A 19,465-nucleotide genomic window follows, 5' to 3' on the forward strand; every position below is an offset into this window, starting at 1 on the left:
AGAATAGCATGTTAAAGAAAATCTTAATCGCTAACCGAGGTGAAATCGCCTGTCGAGTCATGCGCACCGCAAAACGCTTAGGCATGAGTACAGTCGCGGTTTATTCAGAAGCGGATGCCGATGCACTGCATGTTAAACAAGCTGATGAAGCCTATTTCATAGGTCCTGCACCTAGCAAAGACTCATACCTTGTCAGTGAACGTATTTTAGAGGTTGCCAAGCAAAGTGGCGCGGATTGCATTCACCCAGGCTACGGCTTTTTGTCAGAAAACGATGCTTTTGCGAATGCCTGTGAAGAAAACAATATTGTTTTCATTGGTCCACTTGCCAGCTCAATCGAAGCCATGGGGTCAAAAACCCGCGCAAAAGAAATCATGGCACAAGCCAATGTTCCACTTGTGCCAGGCTACTACGGCCAGCAGCAAGACACCGAGTTTTTAACCTCAGAAGCTGAAAAGGTTGGCTACCCAGTCCTTATCAAAGCCGCATTTGGTGGCGGTGGTAAAGGTATGCGTGTTGTCAGAAGTGCAGATGAATTTTTGAGTGCATTAGAAGGCGCTAAGCGCGAAGCTTTGGCAAGCTTTGGTAACGATCTAGTGTTACTAGAGCGTTTTGTCGATAAACCACGCCACGTAGAAGTACAGGTGTTTGCTGATAACCATGGCAATTGCGTTTACTTAGGCGACAGAGATTGCTCACTGCAACGACGTCATCAAAAAGTCATTGAAGAAGCGCCTGCACCCGACTTAAGTGATGCGCTACGTAAAGAAATGGGTGAAGCGGCTGTTCGCTGTGCACAAGCCATTAATTATCGAGGTGCTGGTACGGTTGAGTTTTTACTGTGCGGTGACGAGTTCTTCTTTATGGAAATGAATACGCGCCTGCAAGTAGAGCACCCAGTAACTGAAATGGTGACTGGACAAGACCTGGTTGAATGGCAAATTCGTGTGGCAAATAATGAGCACCTGCCACTTTCGCAAGCGCACATCACATTGCAAGGCCACAGCTTCGAAGCACGTATTTATGCTGAAGACCCTGAAGAAAACTTCATGCCCTACTCGGGTAATTTAGCGCACCTGAGCTTCCCTAAAGCTCAGCGCGGGGTTCGAATAGACACTGGCGTACAGCAAGGTGATGAGATCAGTCCGTTCTATGACCCAATGATTGCCAAATTAATTGTGCACGGTCACGATAGACGCACAGCTTTGCTCAAGCTCAGATCTGCGCTGAATGAAGTGCACCTTGCAGGCGTTAAAAGCAACATTGCATTTTTACATCATTTAGCTGAACACCCAACCTTTATGGCTGGTGCACCTGATACGCACTTTATTGATACGCAAACAGACGAGCTAACAGCATCTAAAGCCCCTAGTGATACTTTAGTGTGCTTGGCAAGCATTGCCTACCTTGCTCATAAACAAGCACCAAAACTTAGCACTCCGTGGCAGCAAGTGGGCTTTAGACTCAATCAAGCTCGCAAACTCACCGTACCATTTACTGAACACTTTGTCGTTGCACAAGCACAAGGTCATCATTGGCAGGTTCACTACCAAGACTTTGAACACCGCGTAGAAGCCAAGCTTGAAGGCCACCAACTGATTGCAAATGTTGATGGCAAACGCATGATTGCCGATGTACTCATTGACGAGTCAACCATTACGGTAATGTACGGCCCTTATCAGCACACCTTCGAGCTCAAAACCAAACATTACGTGAGCGAGCAAGAACATCAAGAAGCTCCATTGGCTGCGCCGCTCAATGGCACCGTCGTGAAACACTTACAAACAGTGGGAGCAACAGTCAGTAAAGGGGATCCTATTGTCGTTATTGAAGCGATGAAGATGGAATATACCCTCAACGCACCATTTGATGGCACACTGACAAGCTACTGCTTCGATGAAGGTGAACTCGTAAGCCATGGCGCTATGCTGGCCATTGTTGAGGAACAAGCAAATGGCTAACTACCCTACTCAAGTCAAAATTGTCGAAGTGGGTGCCCGCGATGGCTTGCAAAACGAGGCCTCGGTCAGTACACAAAGCAAAATAACGCTTTTAAATGCATTAGCCGACGCAGGATTAAAGCACCTTGAAACGGGCGCTTTTGTCTCCCCTAAATGGGTGCCGCAAATGGCTGATTCGGCGCAAGTGATACAAGGTCTTACACGCAAAGAAGGCGTAGAAATAAGTGCCCTTACACCGAATCTAAAAGGGGCTGAATTAGCCCTTGAAAACCAAGTTGACGAATTTGCTATCTTCACTGCCGCCAGTGAAGCGTTTACGCAAAAAAACATCAATTGCAGCATTGAAGAAAGTATTGAACGCTTTCGTCCCGTGGTTGAGCTTGCACAAAAAAACAACATCAAAGTAAGAGGTTATGTCAGTTGTATTGCAGGCTGCCCCTACCAGGGAAAAGTGGACCCCGAGCAGGTTCTCGCAGTATGTAAACAATTGTTGGCACTCGGCTGTTATGAGATAAGCCTCGGCGATACCATAGGTGTCGGCACGGCAAATCAAATAGAATCACTGCTAAGCTTGCTACTCGAACACATACCAGCACAAAGGCTTGCAGTGCATTTCCATGATACATATGGCCAAGCGCTTGCAAACATTCACAAGGCGCTAGAAATGGGTATTGCGACAATAGACAGTGCGGTTGCAGGTCTCGGGGGCTGCCCTTATGCCAAAGGGGCGTCAGGAAATGTTGCCACTGAGGATGTTATTTACTTGCTGCAAGGACTTGGCATTAGTACCGAAATTGATTTAGAAAGGCTAGCAAAAGCAGGCTGGCAAATTTGCGATGCGCTTAACAAAGCACCTGTAAGTAAGGTTTCTTTGGCATTAAAAAATACGTGCCAGTCTTAACAACAAGACAATATTGACAACGAGGAGTGGGCTAATGGCCGGTTTCGATAAAGTAGTTTCTAGCTACGAAGAAGCAATGGAGGGTCTCAAAGATGGAGATACCGTTATTGCCGGTGGTTTTGGACTGTGTGGTATTCCAGAAGGTTTAATCGCTGAAATCAAACGTAAGCAGACAAAAGAGCTGACTGTGGTATCTAATAACTGTGGTGTTGATGACTTTGGTCTTGGTATTTTGTTACACGACCGTCAAATCAAAAAAATCATCGCATCCTATGTTGGTGAAAATGCCCTATTCGAGCAGCAACTACTTGACGGCATTATTGACGTAGAGCTTACCCCACAAGGCACGCTAGCAGAAAAAATGCGTGCTGGCGGTGCAGGTATTCCAGGTTTTTACACGGCAACGGGGTATGGTACACCTGTTGCTGAAGGCAAAGAGGTTAAAGAATTTAACGGTCGCCCTTATATTCTTGAGGAGTCTATCACCGGTGAATTTGCCATTGTTAAAGCTTGGAAAGCAGACCGCTATGGCAACTTGGTCTTCCGTCATACCGCGATGAACTTCAACCCGATGGCTGCAACAGCTGGCAAAATTACAGTTGTTGAGGTAGAAGAAATTGTTGAGCCTGGCGAATTAGAGCCAAGCGAAATTCACACCCCAGGTATTTATGTTAACCGCGTTATCAAGGGTAACTTTGAAAAACGCATCGAACGTGTTACTACGCGCAAGTAAGGAGATCACCATGGCTTTAAATCGTGAACAAATTGCAATGCGCGTTGCGCAAGAGCTTCAAGATGGTTACTACGTAAACCTAGGTATTGGTATTCCAACACTTGTTGCGAACTACGTACCTGACAATATGGAAGTGATGCTACAGTCTGAAAATGGCTTATTGGGTATGGGTCCGTACCCAGATGCCGACCAAGTTGACGCAGATATGATCAATGCGGGTAAAGAAACCGTGACAGCAGCCACAGGAGCGGCTATTTTTAATAGCGCAGAAAGCTTTGCCATGATACGTGGTGGTCATGTAGACTTAACGGTATTAGGTGCATTTGAAGTGGATCAGAGCGGCAATATTGCTTCTTGGATGATCCCGAAAAAGTTAATCAAAGGCATGGGTGGTGCGATGGATCTCGTCGCTGGCGCACAAAATATTGTTGTGACCATGACCCATGCTAGTAAACACGGCGATTCTAAATTACTTGAGTCATGTACACTGCCATTGACTGGGGTAAATTGTGTGAAAAAGATTGTGACTGATCTCGCTGTGTTAGAAGTAAAAGACGGCGCATTTCATTTGCTTGAGCGCGCGCCAGGTGTTAGTGTTGATGAAATTATCAGCAAGACTGCAGGTAAATTAATCGTCGAAGGCGATATTCCTGAAATGCAGTTTGCGTAAAACGTATATTACGTGGTCAACATAGAAGATTAAAAACTAACACAATTGTACCGACCTCATTCCCAGTGCCAAAGGCGCTGAGTTACCCAAAACCCCTCGCAAGAGGGGTTTTTTTTATCCTCTTGGCTTAGTTTACCTACCCTTATTGCAAAGCAAAGGCGATTTACAGGCTTTTTCACCCGACAACATCTTGTAACACTTCAGCGCCATACTCGCTATTGAGAAAATCAATTTGTCCTCCATATTGATAGAAAGCAATGAACACTTTTTGCGTAGCAAGAGTAAAAACAAGTAAGTAAATTCAATTTTAATGAGGTGACTATGAAACGCGTGTTACTTTTTCTAGCGACAAACTTAGCCATCATGGTTGTGTTGTCCATTATTTTATCCATTCTAGGGGTTTCCTCTAGAAGTTATGCTGGCATGCTCACCATTGCAGCCGTATTTGGCTTTGGTGGCGCATTTATTTCGTTATATATCTCTAAGTGGATGGCCAAAAAGTCAACAGGTGCCTATGTAATCGACCAGCCTCGCAATGAAACCGAGCATTGGTTAGTCAGCACCGTGGCAGCGCAAGCGCAAAAAGCGGGTATCAAAATGCCAGAGGTTGCCATTTATGACAGCCCAGAGATCAATGCCTTTGCTACAGGCCCCAGTAAAAACGATTCTCTCGTTGCAGTCAGTAGCGGTTTACTTGCTGGCATGAGCCAGAGTGAAGCAGAAGCCGTGCTCGCACATGAAGTATCCCATGTTGCTAACGGTGATATGGTCACATTGACGCTTATTCAGGGTGTCGTAAATACATTCGTCATTTTTATCTCAAAAGTACTGGCCAATATTGTCGACGGCTTCTTAAATGGTGATGAAGAAGGTGAAGGCTTTAGTTGGACCTACATGATCTTTGACCTTATCTTCCAAATTCTCTTTGGCTTCTTAGCATCTATGATCGTTGCTTACTTTAGCCGTAAGCGAGAATATGCTGCCGACAAAGGGGCAGCTGATTTAGTCGGTGCACACAAAATGAAAGCTGCACTTGAACGTCTACGTAGCAATCAAGAATCAAAGTTAGAAGGTTCAATGATGGCATTTGGTATCGCATCAGGTAAGAGCGTGGTCGATTTGTTTGCCTCACACCCACCACTTGAGCAAAGAATTGCCGCACTATCTTAGGATGTTGATGTAAACACAATGTATATTTTATAACCATAGGCCCTTACGGGCCTTTTTAATGACGATTTACAAATAATTAAATTTAGGAATTAAATTCAATTATTACGTAATAAATAGTTATAAAAAATTATATCTTTATATGGCAAAGATATATAATTACTTTCCTTAATATTCTCTATAAAACAATACTTAAGTTCTCTTCTCTAAGAATAAACCAGTAAATAGGTCGTTTGTTTTATGACCAAAAGACAGGAAAAGTTACTTTTTGGTTATTTATTAACCCACATTTAACTCAAATCTTAATCTAAACCATACTTTTTGCGTGTATCTATACCGGGCCCATTTGTTTAAAATATGTAACCCACTTTATTGACATAATAGCAATATTCTACGTTCGCAAGGTAAAAAGAAGTATGCTGATCAAAACTCGATTACTCATTTCATTTATGCTCATAGGTCTATTACCAGCAGGTATACTGGCGATGGTCTCGTTGTGGACCGCCTCCACAGCACTTGAACAACAGGCATACAATCAGCTTACTTCCATCAAACAAATAAAACACAAGCAAATTGATGATTACCTTAATGCAAGAAAAGGTGACTTATCAGTCATCGCAAAAAAATGGCAGCTCCTCGTTGAGCAAAACCCTACCCTGTCAAACACAGAGCTGGCTCATAACTATCACAGCCTTTTTGACACCTTCATCAATGAGAAAGGGTTTTACGACTTTTTCGTAATAGAACGCGATGGCTTAATTAGCTATACAGTTGCTAAAGAGTCTGATTACAACACGAACCTGGTTACTGGCCCGTTCAATAACTCAGGGCTTGCTACTTTGTTTACTCAAGTCATTTCAGCAAGAAAGTTTATCTTAGCCGACTACAGTGCGTATGCACCGAGCAATAATGACCCAGCTGCCTTCATTGGTATTCCAGTCATAATTGATGGTCAAGTCAACTCGGTACTTGCACTACAACTTTCAATCGATGCCATAAACGCCATTATGCAACAGCGTGATGGCATGGGAGAAACCGGTGAGTCATACCTTGTTGGTAATGATTTCCGCATGCGTTCAGATTCATTTTTAGATCCAATTAATCATACCGTCATTGCTAGTTTTGCAGGTTCAGTTGAAGCAAATGGTGTCGATACCGTTGCTGTTCGCCGAGGCTTACAAGGGATCTCTGATACAGAAATTATTATCGATTATAATGGCAACCCTGTTTTATCCGCTTACCTTCCTTATACATTCGCTGGATTAAAATGGGTACTTTTGGCTGAAATAGACAAAGCCGAAGCTTTCGCGCCAGTTTATAAACTCTACTGGATTATTGCCCTTATCTTTTTATTAACTGTTTTATCAGTCGCTGGAGCAACGGTATTGATCGCCCGCTCGGTATTAAAGCCGCTTGGTGGTGAACCAATTGAAATGCGTAAGATCAGTGAGCGAATCGCCGCAGGTGACCTAAGAGAGCAGTTCGGCCGTGATGAGAACGCAATTGGTGTATATGGCGCGATGAGGCAGATGAACACCTATTTAACTAGCGTGATAGGCACCATAGTTGAAACGACAGCTCAGCTGGCTTCTACAGCCACACAGACAAGTGCAGCCAGTGAACAAGCAAACGCCAGCTTACAAGAGCAGCATGCCAATATTGAGCAAGTCGCCGAAGCAATTCAGCAGACTTCTCACTCTATCGATGAAGTGGCAACCAATGCGCGTAATGTTGCAGATTTAAGCTTGGACGCAGAGAAAACATCATTATCGGCGAATCAAACACTCAGAGATACCGTTGTACAGATGGAAGCGCTCAGTACAGCTGTTGAGAACTCAGAAACGGCCATTAAAGAAGTTGAATACAATACGCAAAATATCAGCCGTGTTATCGAAGTGATCCAAGCTGTGACTGAGCAGACTAACTTGCTCGCACTCAACGCAGCCATTGAAGCAGCACGAGCAGGAGAACATGGACGTGGATTTGCCGTAGTTGCTGACGAAGTCAGACAGCTTGCACAAAAAACTCAAGCGTCTACTGCCGACATTGAAAATATGATTGCCAATCTTCAGTCTACATCACAAACCGCGGTATCTGAGATGCATGCATCCGCTGAAGCGACTAAACAGACGATCACAGCAGCCAATAACAGCGCCTCTTTACTTGAGCAAAGTGTACATCAAATCAATCAGATAGCGCTGAGTGCGCAAACCATAGCTCAGGCGGCTCAAGAGCAATCTGCGACGACTGAAGAGATTTCATATAATGTTGAGTCGATTAGACAAGCGGCTATTGATAACGCAGCAGGTGCAGATCAAGTTACCAGCGCGAGCCTTGAACTAGATAAGCAATCTAAAACTCTGAAACAAGTTACATCAGCCTTTAAACTGCCTCAGCAATTACACTAGTCCTTAGTGAAATTCAGCAAGCGCCTAACCGCGCTTGCTGAGTCCATATGTAAACCCACCTGCCAATATAAGCATTGCACTTGAAATCATCAAACAGGCTTCAAGGCCATAAAACTGATAAACAAGACCAGATAAGAGCGTACCTAACAATCTGCCCATTGCATTCGCCATGTAATAAAAGCCAACATCCATCGACACGCCATCACTGTCAGCGATTTTGACGATTAAGAAACTATGCAACGATGAGTTAACAGCAAATACAGCGCCAAAAATCAATAAGCCACCGATAATCATTATCTTAGGCTGCCAGTCTAACCACAAACCCAAAGCCAGCAAAGCTGGTATAATTGACAGTAAGGCCACCCACTTGAATGCTTGTTGGTAATTACCACCTTGCTTTGCTGTGATTTTTGGCGCGTTCGCTTGGACTATGCCATAAGCAATCACCCAAGACGCCATAAAGCCGCCAACCCACCAATGATCCCAACCAAATGTTGAGGCCAAAAAGACAGGTAAAGCCACCACAAACCAAACATCGCGTGAAGCAAACAAAAATAAACGCGCCGCCGCCAATAGATTTAACTGACGACTTTTAGAAAACAGTTCATTAAACTTGGGTTTGTTCTTTTTCTTCCCTAAGTCTTGCTTCAACAACAATAAGCTTGATAGCCAAGTGATTGTCAGCATTGCAGCCATAAACCACAAAGCGCCTTGAAAGCCGAGTAACGTCAGCAGTAAGCCACCAAGGAAAAAACCAACCCCTTTTAAGGCGTTTTTTGACCCCGTAAGCAGTGCTACCCACTTATACAAGGTACTATCTTGATCTTTCGGAACCAGTAATTTAATGGCGCTTTTGGCACTCATTTTATTGAGATCTTTGGCAATACCAGACAAAGCCTGCGCGACCATGACATAGGCAATTGTCAGTAATTGCGCATCTAATGCCAACATAGACACAGCCACTATCTGCAAGAATAGGCCAATATTCATGGTCTTATTTAAGCCAAGACGTGCGCCTAACCAGCCCCCCAATAAATTGGTAACCACGCCAAAGATTTCATAAAACAAGAATAGCGAGGCAATCGCCAATGGGCTGTATCCCAGTTGATGAAAATACAGCACCACCAACATACGCAGCGCACCATCTGTCAAGGTGAATGACCAATAGTTACCAGTGATAACAAGGTACTGCTTAATTTCTGGTGATAGCCTTGCCATAAGTGACTGCGTCATGATGTTATCCCCAGCGCTTATCGATAACCAAACGGACTAAATCTGCCGTTCTATTTGCATAGCCCCACTCGTTATCATACCAAACGTATAATTTAACTTGCGTGCCATTGACCACCATAGTTGATGGCGCATCAACTATGGCACTTCTTGGGTCCGTTTTATAATCTATTGAGACAAGTGGACGCGTTTCATACCCCAATACACCGGCAAGTTCACCGTTTGCAGCTTGCTCCATCCAGCTGTTAATCTCTTCAATACTGGTTTCACGATTAACTTCAAACACGCAATCCGTGATCGAAGCATTCGTTAGAGGTACTCTCACGGCGTGACCATTTAACTTACCCTTCAGCTCAGGGAAAATATGGGTAATTGCCGTTGCCGATCCTGTCGTCGTTGGAATAAGACTCGTGCCGCATGAGCGCGCACGGCGCAAATCTTTATGCGGTGCGTCAATGATGGTCTGTGTATTGGTAATATCGTGTATTGTCGTCATCGAGCCATGTTTAATGCCAATATTATCCTGTAGCACTTTAACAACGGGCGCTAAACAGTTAGTCGTGCAAGATGCCGCTGTCACTATCGGGTGCTGCTCAACATCGTAATCCGCGTGGTTTACACCCATCACAACATTTAATACTCCCTCTTCTTTGACGGGTGCAGTCACAACCACTTGCTTCACGCCTTGAGCAAAAAAAGCTGCGAGTTTTTCTTTGGTTTTAATCTTACCTGAGGCTTCTATTACAAGGTCACACATCGACCAGTCATTATCAGTAACGGACACTTGCTGTGTTACTGCAATGCGCTGATCGCCAATGATCATCTCACTGCCCTCACTCAGCGCCTCGTGTTGCCACTTGCCGTGAACAGAATCAAAGTTCATCAAATGTGCTAAGGTAAGTGCATCGCCTGCTGGATCATTTATCTTCACCAACTCGATACCTGGCGAATTCCACAGTGCACGCATAGTCAATCGGCCCATTCTGCCAAAGCCATTGATCCCAACTTTAATTGCCATCATCTTTTCTCCCATTATTTAGCCGTTCGCGTATGTCGTCATAACTCTTGACAATGCGCCCAGCAACTTTAATTAACTCGCCCCACTATACATTTGCACCGGCATTAAATGTTTCAGTGCGCCATGCAGACAAAATTATGTCTATTGATGAGGAAACTTACAATATACGAAAAATCATATATTCATTTTCCCATATATGCAAACACTCATTTGTAATGATTTTGTATCATTTTTATTAATTTTATTTGAAACTTTTTCGCGATTTACTAACATGAAATTAGAAGTAAAAAGCAATGTTAATTTGAAAGGAGTTAATCACTATGAAGCTTAAAGTCACCAAAAAGCCATTGAAAAAATTGAGTTATGATAGCCTACCACTTGATAGAAAACTGACTCCACTGGTCGGGGGCGCGGGCTTAAGTAATGGCCCAACACAAGAATGTGAAACTTACTACCACTGCGATTCCGAGACGCCATAATTGGGCCACTGAACATGTAAACGTTGTCTTTTCATACGGCAACGTTTGCTTACTCGTTAAATCTTTCCTGCTAAATACCAATTGATGATAAACTACAACAAATCCCAGTTGTTTCGAGTACTTTAGATTGGATAAGAATACCTACATCCCAGAAAACTTTATCGAAGATGTTAAAACCTACCTACCTGAGCATTTAAATCTAGATGACTTCATTGAGCATTGCCAAAAGCCTCTAAGGCTGTCTATACGCGTCAATACACTCAAAATGTCCGTCGATGATTTTAAACTCGAAGCAAAAGCACTCGGTTGGCAAATAATACCTGTGCCTTGGTGCCCAGAGGGCTTTTGGATCAGTCGCAGCGAAGAAGAACAAGCAAACCTGCCTATAGGTAATACAGCCTTACATCTCAGTGGCTGTATTTATGTGCAAGAAGCAAGCTCAATGCTTCCACCTTTGGCATTACGATCTGAAATAGAAAATATGGATACAGATCAATATGCTGTGCTCGATATGGCTGCGGCTCCGGGCTCAAAAACCTCACAGCTTTGTGCCTTAATGAATAACCAAGGCCTATTGGTTGCCAATGAATTCTCATCTTCTCGGTTAAAAGTGCTTGCCGCCAACATGAAGCGCATGGGGGCAGCAAACTGCGCATTATCACATTTTGATGGCAAAATATTTGGCGACTACATGTATGAGTGCTTTGATCACATACAGCTTGACGCGCCATGCTCAGGTGAAGGCACTGTAAGAAAAGATGCAAACGCACTTAAAAACTGGTCAATAGAATCTAATATCGATATCAGCGATGTGCAAAAAAGCCTGATCAAAAGTGCCTTTTTAGCGCTAAAACCCGGCGGTAGTTTGGTGTACTCAACTTGTACACTGACCCCTTTAGAAAACCAACAAGTGTGCTCATTTTTACTAGAAGAATTTGCAGGTGCTTTAGAAGTCACGCCTCTCGACGACCTGTTTGACAATGCGAGTCAGGCCACCACAAGCGAGGGATACTTGCATGTCTGGCCACAAATTTTTGATAGTGAAGGTTTCTTCATCGCAAAATTTAAAAAGCTCGCCTCTGTTGAACACCCTAATCAACAGCAAAAAAAAGGGGCATTTCCTTTTGAAGCTTTTCCAGCTAAAGCACACAACACCTTCGCGAGCTATTTAAAGAAGCAATTTAAGATTAAGCAGCTTCCAGGTACGCTCATGCAGCGCGATAAAGAGCTATGGCTATTTCCCGAAAAGCTTGCAGATGTGCAAAACAAAATAAAATATGCGCGCTTGGGGATCAAAGTAGGCGCAATCCACAAAAATGGGGTGCGTTTAGAACATGAGCTTGCCACCGCATTTGGACATTTAGCCACAGAAAATGTACATGCACTTACTGAAAAACAGGCTGTAGACTACTTCCAAGGCAAAGATGTACGTTTAGAAAAACCGACTAATGAGACAGGTGAAGTCATACTGACTCTGTGCGGTGCCCCTGTGGGTCTTGGCAAATGGCAAAAGGCGAAGATTAAAAATAACCTCCCTAGAGATTTAATTGCACAAGGTCAGTTAATAACTTGGGTATAACCTGATTAGAACTTTTTGACAACTTTAAGATTATTAATTCATATGAGCGCAACACTATGTTTTTATTATGTTTTAAAAATGTCATTCTGTTTGTAACTTTTGTAATGCATTTACTACACTTAAAGGACTTTCTACTTCTCCCTTATGTTTTAGAAGGTGTTTAAGTTAGCGCACGGCTCCAAATGAGCCTTCCCCTACGCCCAGATTCACACATTACTGGGCGTTTTTTTATGTCTAAAATTTCAATCCAAATCTGCAATAATCCTGCTCACCAAACCTATTCAAAATGTCATTTGATACATTGCATATTTTTAGTTGAATAAAGTAGCAAAAGAAAATATGATTTATATATAAATCGCTACATAACATATAAAAATGGGTATTGTAAAAATTTCCGAAGAACTTCATGAAGAGATCCGCCTAGCTAGCCAAGTGATGTCACGCTCAATCAATTCACAAGCTGAATTTTGGTTGAAAATGGGTCGCCTAGCTGAGCAAAATCCGGACAAACCGTTCGCACAGTTAATACAAATAGAATTAGAGCAAGTAAAAAAGAAGCAATATGAAAGCAGTGATAATTAAGGATCAGGATCAAATCGTTAAAATGCGACGCTCCGGACAGATGTTAGCAGCCGTGTTTAAAGCACTGGATGGCTTCATCAAACCGGGTGTCACCACCATGGAAGTGAACGACTTTGTCGAAGCCTATATCACCGATGAGCTGAAAGCAATTCCGTCAACCAAAGGTCAATATGGCTACCCATATGCAGTCAATACATCACTTAATGAAGTTGTCTGTCATGGTATGCCAAAAGCGAACCAAAAAATAAAATCGACTGATATCATCAATGTTGATATCACGCTCAAATGTGATGGTTACCTTGCTGATTCAAGTAAAATGTACGTCATGGAGGACGCTCAGGGGCTTGCTAAAAAGCTTGTAAAAACCACCTACGAAGCCATGTGGCAAGGCATAAAACAAGTTAAACCTGGTGTAAAACTGGGCGATATTGGCTATGCAATTCAGTCATATGCGCAGCAACATGGCTATAGCATTGTCAGAGAATTTTGCGGTCATGGCATAGGCACTGAGATGCATGAAGGGCCAGATGTGCTTCACTTTGGCAAACCTAACGAAGGCTTAACTCTACAAGCTGGTATGACATTTACTATTGAACCTATGGTCAATCAAGGCCAACACAAGGTGAAAACCTTAAAAGATGGCTGGACCGTTGTGACAAGAGATAGAAAATTATCGGCTCAGTGGGAACATACCATTTTGGTGACAGAGACAGGCTATGAAGTGCTGACCTTGAGAGAAGAAGAGCAGCTGGCGATACAATAAACTTCTTCTGTTCATCAAGTTTTTTTCAGAATGCCAAAGCAATGACGGTTACTTTAAAAGCGATGGTAAGCTCTGCTTAAGAGCCTACCTTTTTTCTCAACATCCCTTTGGCCATCGCTATATTCATTGTTATCTAAAAAGCCTTAGACTATGAAGCAGAGTCTTTCAAGAGCGTCCAAACATTAGCTTAATTTCAAATAGATTAATCTAATTTGCTTTTCTAAATATCTTTAACGCAATTTGTGAAAGCATAAACAATGTGAACGTAAATATAAGCCCAAACAGCATCACGGGATCATAACCCTCAATCACGGCCGAAATGGCTCTCGCGAAAAAATTAAAAAAGAAGTACATCGATGCGGGTAAAATCAGCAACCACGCTTTTTTATAAATACCAATGGCGGTGATTATTGCCAAACTTAAAGTTGGCGCACCCAATGTGCGTAAATTAGTAAAGCCATAATCTGACCCTGCGTTAAAACCACTTGGTTCGTTAATAATCGCAGGAAAAAACATGGCTGTTAATGCCGCCGAGCCCAGAATAAGTACAAACATGCCGCATAACACTTGTGCGAATTTGATCATAAAAATAACCTATCTATCTGTTATTTGATGACAAACATTCTATTTGAACTGACCGTACCTAACTTGCACTATTCGGTCACGGATTTATATTTTTCAGTCAGACTGGGCTTTTCTCAATTCAGTTGGCGTGATGTTAAAGTGCTGCTTAAATGCCCTTGAAAAATAACTTAACTCCTCAAAACCGCATTCAAGTGCAATGTCGGTAATGCGTTTATTGGTTGTGTTTATTTGCTGTTCTGCCTTTTCTAAACGCTTCAATACAAGGTATTTGTTAGCACTTGTACCATACACTTGTTTGAATTTTCGATTAAAGGTTGATGTGCTCATATGACATAAAAACGCCATTTCATCGACCTTCAAAGGAGAATATAAATGTGCTTGTACAACCTGCTGTAGTTTTGGTTGGTTCGGTAAAAACAGCTCGCTCAGAAGTGGCGTAACTTGGCTGCTTGAGTCAGCTTGTATGATCAGCTCTATTAGCTCTTGTACCTTTAAAGCAATCAAACTATCTGTCATGTCATCTGGCTGAGCAATGTACTGTTTCAACAGCGTGAAATAGCCTGTGAGTAGTTTGTGATTTGAGATCACCGCGGCTGATCCAGATTCTGAACTCTTTAAATTTAAGTGAGTGCCTACAAACCTCTCAGGTAATGAATTCTTATATATTGATTGAATTAACGACTGTGTTAACCTTACTCCGACAAATTCAACTGCATTGCCTTGTGGGCTGTCTAACCAGCGATTAATGAAGTTATCTGCCTTCATCAACAACGTATCCCCCGCCTTTAAAGACAAAGTTTTACCTGCGCAAATTAAAGATGATTGTCCTTTGAAGATATGGATCAACCGAGCTTCATTAACTAAGCCATCTTGGTAGGTAAAAGGCGCAGAAAACTGCCTGAGCCCCATTACGACTTGAGAGTCGTAGTACAAGGTCTTTAAAACTGGTTTATGTTCTGATGTCATCTAGCTGAATTAACTTTGTGGGGTATCAAACAGTTTAAAGGAATGAGTTGTGCCTGTCCTAATTTATTCTCTCTAACTTATTGCCTGTCCCAATTTACTGCCTGTTCTAATTTACTGCCGGTCCTCTATTTAGTTTTGATGTTTAAAAAGTGCCTGTCCTAACTTATATATGGGAATTTTGTTGGCTCTAAAACTGCGCTGCAAGCGCATGCAGCCAAAAATGATGTGAACTGATACAAAGGTGTTGGATAGTATTTAACGCAATTTTACGTCTGCCATTTTAAACATTGCTTGTTTATAAAAATGAAAATATTCCTATTCAAATGAATTGCTTTCAAAAACCTCAATGTGACTAGGTCATCTAACCCTAGAAGATGTACTTTCTAAACTTACGCCTATGATGATATTGATTTTGAAAAAAGTGTCTGTCCCAACTTATCACTTTCCTATTCAAGTGATTTGCTTTCAACAAGCTTCAATGTGACTATGTCACCTAACCCTAGAAGATGTACTTTCTAAACTTATGCCTATGATGATATTGATTTTGAAAAAAGTGTCTGTCCCAACTTATTCTTTTGCTGAAACGAAAAGGCCTGAGTCCGATAGCGTATCGAAATCAGGCCTTGCTAGCCGCTTAGAAATGAGTCTAACTTTACGGGGTTACTTCATAGTGTGAGGCTTTGGCTCCAGAGATTTGCGCCTGTCCTCTATTTAGTTCATTTATCGGGTTCAAAACATTAAATTGATTTGATTACTATTTAAATTAGCCCCAGTCGTTCCACACCATATCCTCGCTGCGCCAAAGCCCTTTTCCTTCTTTAAGCTTCATTACAGGATCTAATGTGGGGTCATACAATACAAGTGTACTCAGCGGAACCACTCTTGTATCCTCTTTTTTCACATCTGGTCCCGCCCCTGAAAAAAGCTCCCATTGTTCAACCTCCCACCTCATTGCCTCAGTAATAGCGGCTCCTTTTAGGGCCTCTAAATTTGTAATTGCTGAACAATTTTTAGGTAGCCCACTTGGGTAACTTCGATCGAACCAAGACCACACTCTGTTACCTGTGTCGTTCATAGATAACTCACAATTTGGAACATCAATTGTCAATAATTGCTGTGGAGGAGTTATCTGCATCAAACAGACTTTATCTGTTTTATAATAGTCGATAGCTCCCAATGGCAAACTTTTAGACCAAGATTCATCTGCTTTTTTCAGTTCAAAAGTTCCACAAATGTTTTCCACATTAAATGAAGATGTACTTGGGTTGTTCATCAAGTATTTCGCTGCACAATCTACTATGTCTTTAGCTAATTGAGCCGAGAAATAAGCCCCCCCAGCAAATAGTAGTTCCACATCAAGTTTTTCATGCAACCCTACGGTATATAAAAAACGCGGTGAACTTCCCCCACTTATTGTATACACAAAATAGCCGTGACTCTTGATAGCATTACCTATCGTATTTAATGCATCATTTTCATTCATTTAATCTACTTCTCTTTCGCATGTACTTCTTTATGGCAGTCTTTGCAAAGCGCAGCACCATTTTCTTTCGTAGTTGGACCACCATCTGCGTGACGCTGTCTATGATGACCATCGACTTCACTTAAAGATTTAGGCTCTCCGCAACCAGCACATTTGCCATCTTGCTCTTGCAACATTTCATTGGTTTGCTTTCTAGAGTACGCTCTTTTAGGGTCTCTGTCACCGGGAGGAACAGAACCTCTTCCTGTTGGAGACTTAGGAACTTTCGAAAAATCACATGCATTATGGACCCACATATTTGTCTTACCAACAAAGTATGTATGGTCGGTATCAACTGTGAAATTGTAAGCATACTGAGGTTCTTGATTAACCTGAATATTAACAATACTTATATTGTTATCTGCTTTGGGGCCAGAAATCACCGTTCCTTCTGTCACCTTTCCTGCTTCCAACCACCCAATGTTATCGACATAAAATGGATGCTCTGCCGTGGTTGTTATAGTTTCTTCAATGCCATTTTCATCTACAACTGTTAATGTAATCGTTTCCTCATGCCAGTCTTTGAAAGTATTTGTAACTTCACGCCACGCAACTTCACCTGTTACGTCATTTTTAGATAGCACAATATCGCCAATTTTAACTTCGATTATAGTCTTATACCCGTCTTTAGTAAGGATCAAAGTCTCTGGAGTAAAGCTACAGTTGCCACTTAACGCTTTTTGTAGCCGTTTAGCTTTTTGGAGAGTTTTCGCTGGATTCAGAACCCCAACAGCTGCGTCAGTAACCGCACCACCAAGATTCAATGAGCCAGTTTCCGCATAATTTAGAGCAGCCCCTACAGCAACATCAGCAACAAACTTGACGGCAAAATTTAAAAATTCACCGTTAGGGTCTGTATATTTATATGGATTGTTATTTACATATAAATAACGGTTGAATGACATGACAGGGTTTTTCGGTGTCCAACCAACCGGATCGTTCGAATAAAACCGTCCAATCACTGGATCATAGTATCTTGCCTGCATATAGCTCAAGTTCAAATCTGTATCAAACTTGTGGCCTGTATAACCTACATCATCTTTAGGTGGGTTTATCGTTTCTCCGAATGGGCGATGGTATTGGCGGTCATTATTTGCAGTCGGTGGCGTCACATCGCCATACTTTGCAATGAGCTTTTTACCTAAATAGATGTAACTGGTGCCTTCACCTGCAAATGCATCTTTTTCTCGATACAGCAATACGCCGCTTTGGCTATATAAACTATAGCTGGTGCCATTGCCATCTTCTTGTTTCACACGACGGTTATGACCATCATAAAGGTAACGGTTGCCCTTGGCTTCAACCATTTGATTCGCCAAGTTATAATCCATCGCAAACCCGCCGTTATGCGTGACATTGCCTCGTGCATCATAGTCAATCACACCATACTTACCGTTTGTGCCCAGCCCTGTCACTCGCTCTAAGCGGTTAGTGCTATTTTGATAATGATAAGTAAGATCTCGGTCTTTACTTTTGTAGGTGCTAATGTTACCGAGGGCATCATATTTAATTGTACTGTTTCCAATTGCTATGCCACCTTGTACTTCTCTCAGGCGGTTGAGGCCGTCGTAAACTAAACTCGTTAGGCTATAGGCATTATTCACATTATCTGTAATGGCAGTAACGTTTGCATTACTATCATAGTCATATGTCAAATTCACTAACGCTGATGTACCCAACGTATCTGAAAGCGTTTTAGGCAAGTTACTCAGCGGGTGGAGCTCTAAACTATGCACCGCCTTATTACCATATATAAAACGCGCAGGCTGACCTGTCGGGTGGTAACTTACGTCTTCAGCAAATGCTAGCTCTACCGCCCCATTTGCATCCAAAACAACTGCACGCGTTGGTTGCCCAAAGCCATTTGGGCTATATTGCACAGTTGTGCCATCAGGGTAAGCAATATAGCTTTGTGCCAAGGCGCTGTTATAGCCATAATCAACCTCTGATTGAAGGGTGTTATTGATTGTTAGCCGCTCAAGCTCTAAAGACCCTTGATTGTTATAATAATAAGTGTGATTCACACTCCCTGCGGTCAAAGATAAAAGGTTGCCATTGTTGTCATGCTCATAAGTTAAAGACGGAGTACCTACAGGAAACGTCACTGTATGGCTATCACCTAAATTGTCATACTTAAACACCGTTGCATCACTGGGTTGCGTTGTGACGCATTGTGTATTATTGACTCCCTGTTTTTGCCACACAACTTGGCCTAAAGCGTTGTGGCCCATCAGGGTATTACCCACATCTGGTCTGATTATCAAACATAAATTTTGGTTATCGTCGTACCTGCGTGTCTCCGTGACTGACACACCCTCACCCGATTGGGTGATGGATTCAACCAATCCAAATAAGTTCACATCCATCGCAGTTGTCACCGACTCTGGAGACTCGATGAGCGTGGCAATCTCATAGGCTGGACTGCCAAACGCTTGATATGTGGTTTTTGTAGTATGTCCTTTTGCGTCAGTCACCGACATTTTATGGCCGCTAAGGTAATCAAAGCGTGTGGTACCCAACCCGCTGACGGTTACTGATTCTTTTCGGCCTAGGGCGTCATAAAGCGTACTCGTCCCTCTCGCTTCAAGAGCATCGAAACTCGGAAATGACTCAAAAGTTGTCTGATTTTTATAGTCATAACTAAAACGCTGATAACGCGTCGGATTTATCGAACTTGCGTACTCAGACAGATCGGTTTCCGTTTTGCTAATTAACCGATATAGCCCATCGTATTGCTCAACATTTAGGTATTCAACAGTGCCAGGTTCGCATTCCCCCAGCGCATTTAAGAAGCATCGTCTAACTGAACGAGTAAGGGTATCGTCATTCCACGTAAATTGGGTATCAAGCCAGTTTTGGTCTGCGTCATTGGTTAAATTAACACTGGTGATACGACCAATC

At 42.5% G+C, this 19,465-nt stretch carries 16 protein-coding genes; 10 read left to right on the forward strand and 6 right to left on the reverse strand.

Features of this window, described 5'->3' with window-relative positions:
* Window positions 1-8: 8 nt before the first annotated feature.
* The 6 genes from N477_RS06560 to N477_RS06585 all read left to right on the forward strand — a co-directional run bounded on the left by N477_RS06560 (window position 9) and on the right by N477_RS06585 (window position 7,840).
* Window positions 9-1,961 (forward strand): acetyl/propionyl/methylcrotonyl-CoA carboxylase subunit alpha, encoded by a 1,953-nt coding sequence (locus N477_RS06560; protein ID WP_063362435.1) that lies wholly within the window; start codon window positions 9-11, stop codon window positions 1,959-1,961.
* Window positions 1,954-2,862, forward strand: coding sequence for a hydroxymethylglutaryl-CoA lyase (locus tag N477_RS06565; protein WP_063362436.1), 909 nt, complete (start codon window positions 1,954-1,956; stop codon window positions 2,860-2,862). Before N477_RS06560 ends, N477_RS06565 begins: the two co-directional genes overlap by 8 nt.
* A gap of 34 nt (window positions 2,863-2,896) precedes the next feature.
* Complete coding sequence (locus N477_RS06570; RefSeq protein ID WP_039607929.1) at window positions 2,897-3,595, forward strand: CoA transferase subunit A; 699 nt, start codon at window positions 2,897-2,899, stop codon at window positions 3,593-3,595.
* Between the two features lie 10 nt (window positions 3,596-3,605).
* Complete coding sequence (locus N477_RS06575; protein ID WP_039607928.1) at window positions 3,606-4,265, forward strand: 3-oxoacid CoA-transferase subunit B; 660 nt, start codon at window positions 3,606-3,608, stop codon at window positions 4,263-4,265.
* Between the two features lie 321 nt (window positions 4,266-4,586).
* On the forward strand, window positions 4,587-5,435 hold the full coding sequence (gene htpX, locus N477_RS06580) for a protease HtpX (RefSeq protein ID WP_063362437.1): 849 nt from the start codon (window positions 4,587-4,589) through the stop codon (window positions 5,433-5,435).
* A 413-nt stretch (window positions 5,436-5,848) separates the two neighbouring features.
* Complete coding sequence (locus N477_RS06585) at window positions 5,849-7,840, forward strand: methyl-accepting chemotaxis protein (RefSeq protein ID WP_063362438.1); 1,992 nt, start codon at window positions 5,849-5,851, stop codon at window positions 7,838-7,840.
* 24 nt (window positions 7,841-7,864) lie between these two features.
* On the opposite strand, the gene arsJ is transcribed toward N477_RS06585, so the two are convergent.
* Window positions 7,865-9,073 carry an organoarsenical effux MFS transporter ArsJ gene (gene arsJ, locus N477_RS06590; protein WP_063362439.1) on the reverse strand — a complete coding sequence of 403 codons (1,209 nt, stop codon included), beginning with the start codon at window positions 9,071-9,073 and terminating at the stop codon, window positions 7,865-7,867.
* A 4-nt stretch (window positions 9,074-9,077) separates the two neighbouring features.
* A complete protein-coding gene (locus N477_RS06595) occupies window positions 9,078-10,088 on the reverse strand; it encodes an ArsJ-associated glyceraldehyde-3-phosphate dehydrogenase (RefSeq protein ID WP_063362466.1) in 1,011 nt (336 codons plus the stop codon).
* Between the two features lie 320 nt (window positions 10,089-10,408).
* Between N477_RS06595 and N477_RS25950 the strand changes: the two genes are divergently transcribed.
* The 4 genes from N477_RS25950 to map all read left to right on the forward strand — a co-directional run bounded on the left by N477_RS25950 (window position 10,409) and on the right by map (window position 13,491).
* Window positions 10,409-10,567: a hypothetical protein gene (locus N477_RS25950; protein WP_155731828.1), complete on the forward strand. Its 159-nt coding sequence runs from the start codon at window positions 10,409-10,411 to the stop codon at window positions 10,565-10,567.
* Window positions 10,568-10,694: 127 nt separating this feature from the next.
* Window positions 10,695-12,146 carry a 16S rRNA (cytosine(1407)-C(5))-methyltransferase RsmF gene (gene rsmF / locus N477_RS06600; RefSeq protein WP_063362440.1) on the forward strand — a complete coding sequence of 484 codons (1,452 nt, stop codon included), beginning with the start codon at window positions 10,695-10,697 and terminating at the stop codon, window positions 12,144-12,146.
* Window positions 12,147-12,521: 375 nt separating this feature from the next.
* Window positions 12,522-12,728, forward strand: a complete 207-nt coding sequence (locus tag N477_RS06605) for a ParD-like family protein (RefSeq protein WP_063362441.1) — start codon at window positions 12,522-12,524, stop codon at window positions 12,726-12,728.
* The gene (gene map / locus N477_RS06610; RefSeq protein ID WP_063362442.1) at window positions 12,709-13,491 is read left to right on the forward strand and encodes a type I methionyl aminopeptidase; all 783 of its coding nucleotides are present in this window, start codon (window positions 12,709-12,711) and stop codon (window positions 13,489-13,491) included. The genes N477_RS06605 and map overlap by 20 nt, the downstream gene beginning before the upstream one ends.
* A 207-nt stretch (window positions 13,492-13,698) precedes the next feature.
* Here map and N477_RS06615 read toward each other — a convergent pair whose 3' ends face one another.
* The 4 genes from N477_RS06615 to N477_RS26665 all read right to left on the reverse strand — a co-directional run bounded on the left by N477_RS06615 (window position 13,699) and on the right by N477_RS26665 (window position 19,044).
* Entirely contained in the window at window positions 13,699-14,076 is a 378-nt protein-coding gene (locus tag N477_RS06615) for a hypothetical protein (protein WP_063362443.1), read from the reverse strand.
* Between the two features lie 93 nt (window positions 14,077-14,169).
* Window positions 14,170-15,042 carry a helix-turn-helix domain-containing protein gene (locus N477_RS06620; protein ID WP_063362444.1) on the reverse strand — a complete coding sequence of 291 codons (873 nt, stop codon included), beginning with the start codon at window positions 15,040-15,042 and terminating at the stop codon, window positions 14,170-14,172.
* A 763-nt stretch (window positions 15,043-15,805) separates the two neighbouring features.
* Window positions 15,806-16,525: a DUF4262 domain-containing protein gene (locus tag N477_RS06625; RefSeq protein WP_063362445.1), complete on the reverse strand. Its 720-nt coding sequence runs from the start codon at window positions 16,523-16,525 to the stop codon at window positions 15,806-15,808.
* Between the two features lie 5 nt (window positions 16,526-16,530).
* A complete protein-coding gene (locus tag N477_RS26665; protein ID WP_419555234.1) occupies window positions 16,531-19,044 on the reverse strand; it encodes a polymorphic toxin-type HINT domain-containing protein in 2,514 nt (837 codons plus the stop codon).
* Window positions 19,045-19,465: the final 421 nt, after the last annotated feature.

This window comes from Pseudoalteromonas luteoviolacea H33-S, assembly GCF_001625695.1.
GTDB classification, from domain to species: Bacteria; Pseudomonadota; Gammaproteobacteria; order Enterobacterales; family Alteromonadaceae; genus Pseudoalteromonas; species Pseudoalteromonas luteoviolacea_B.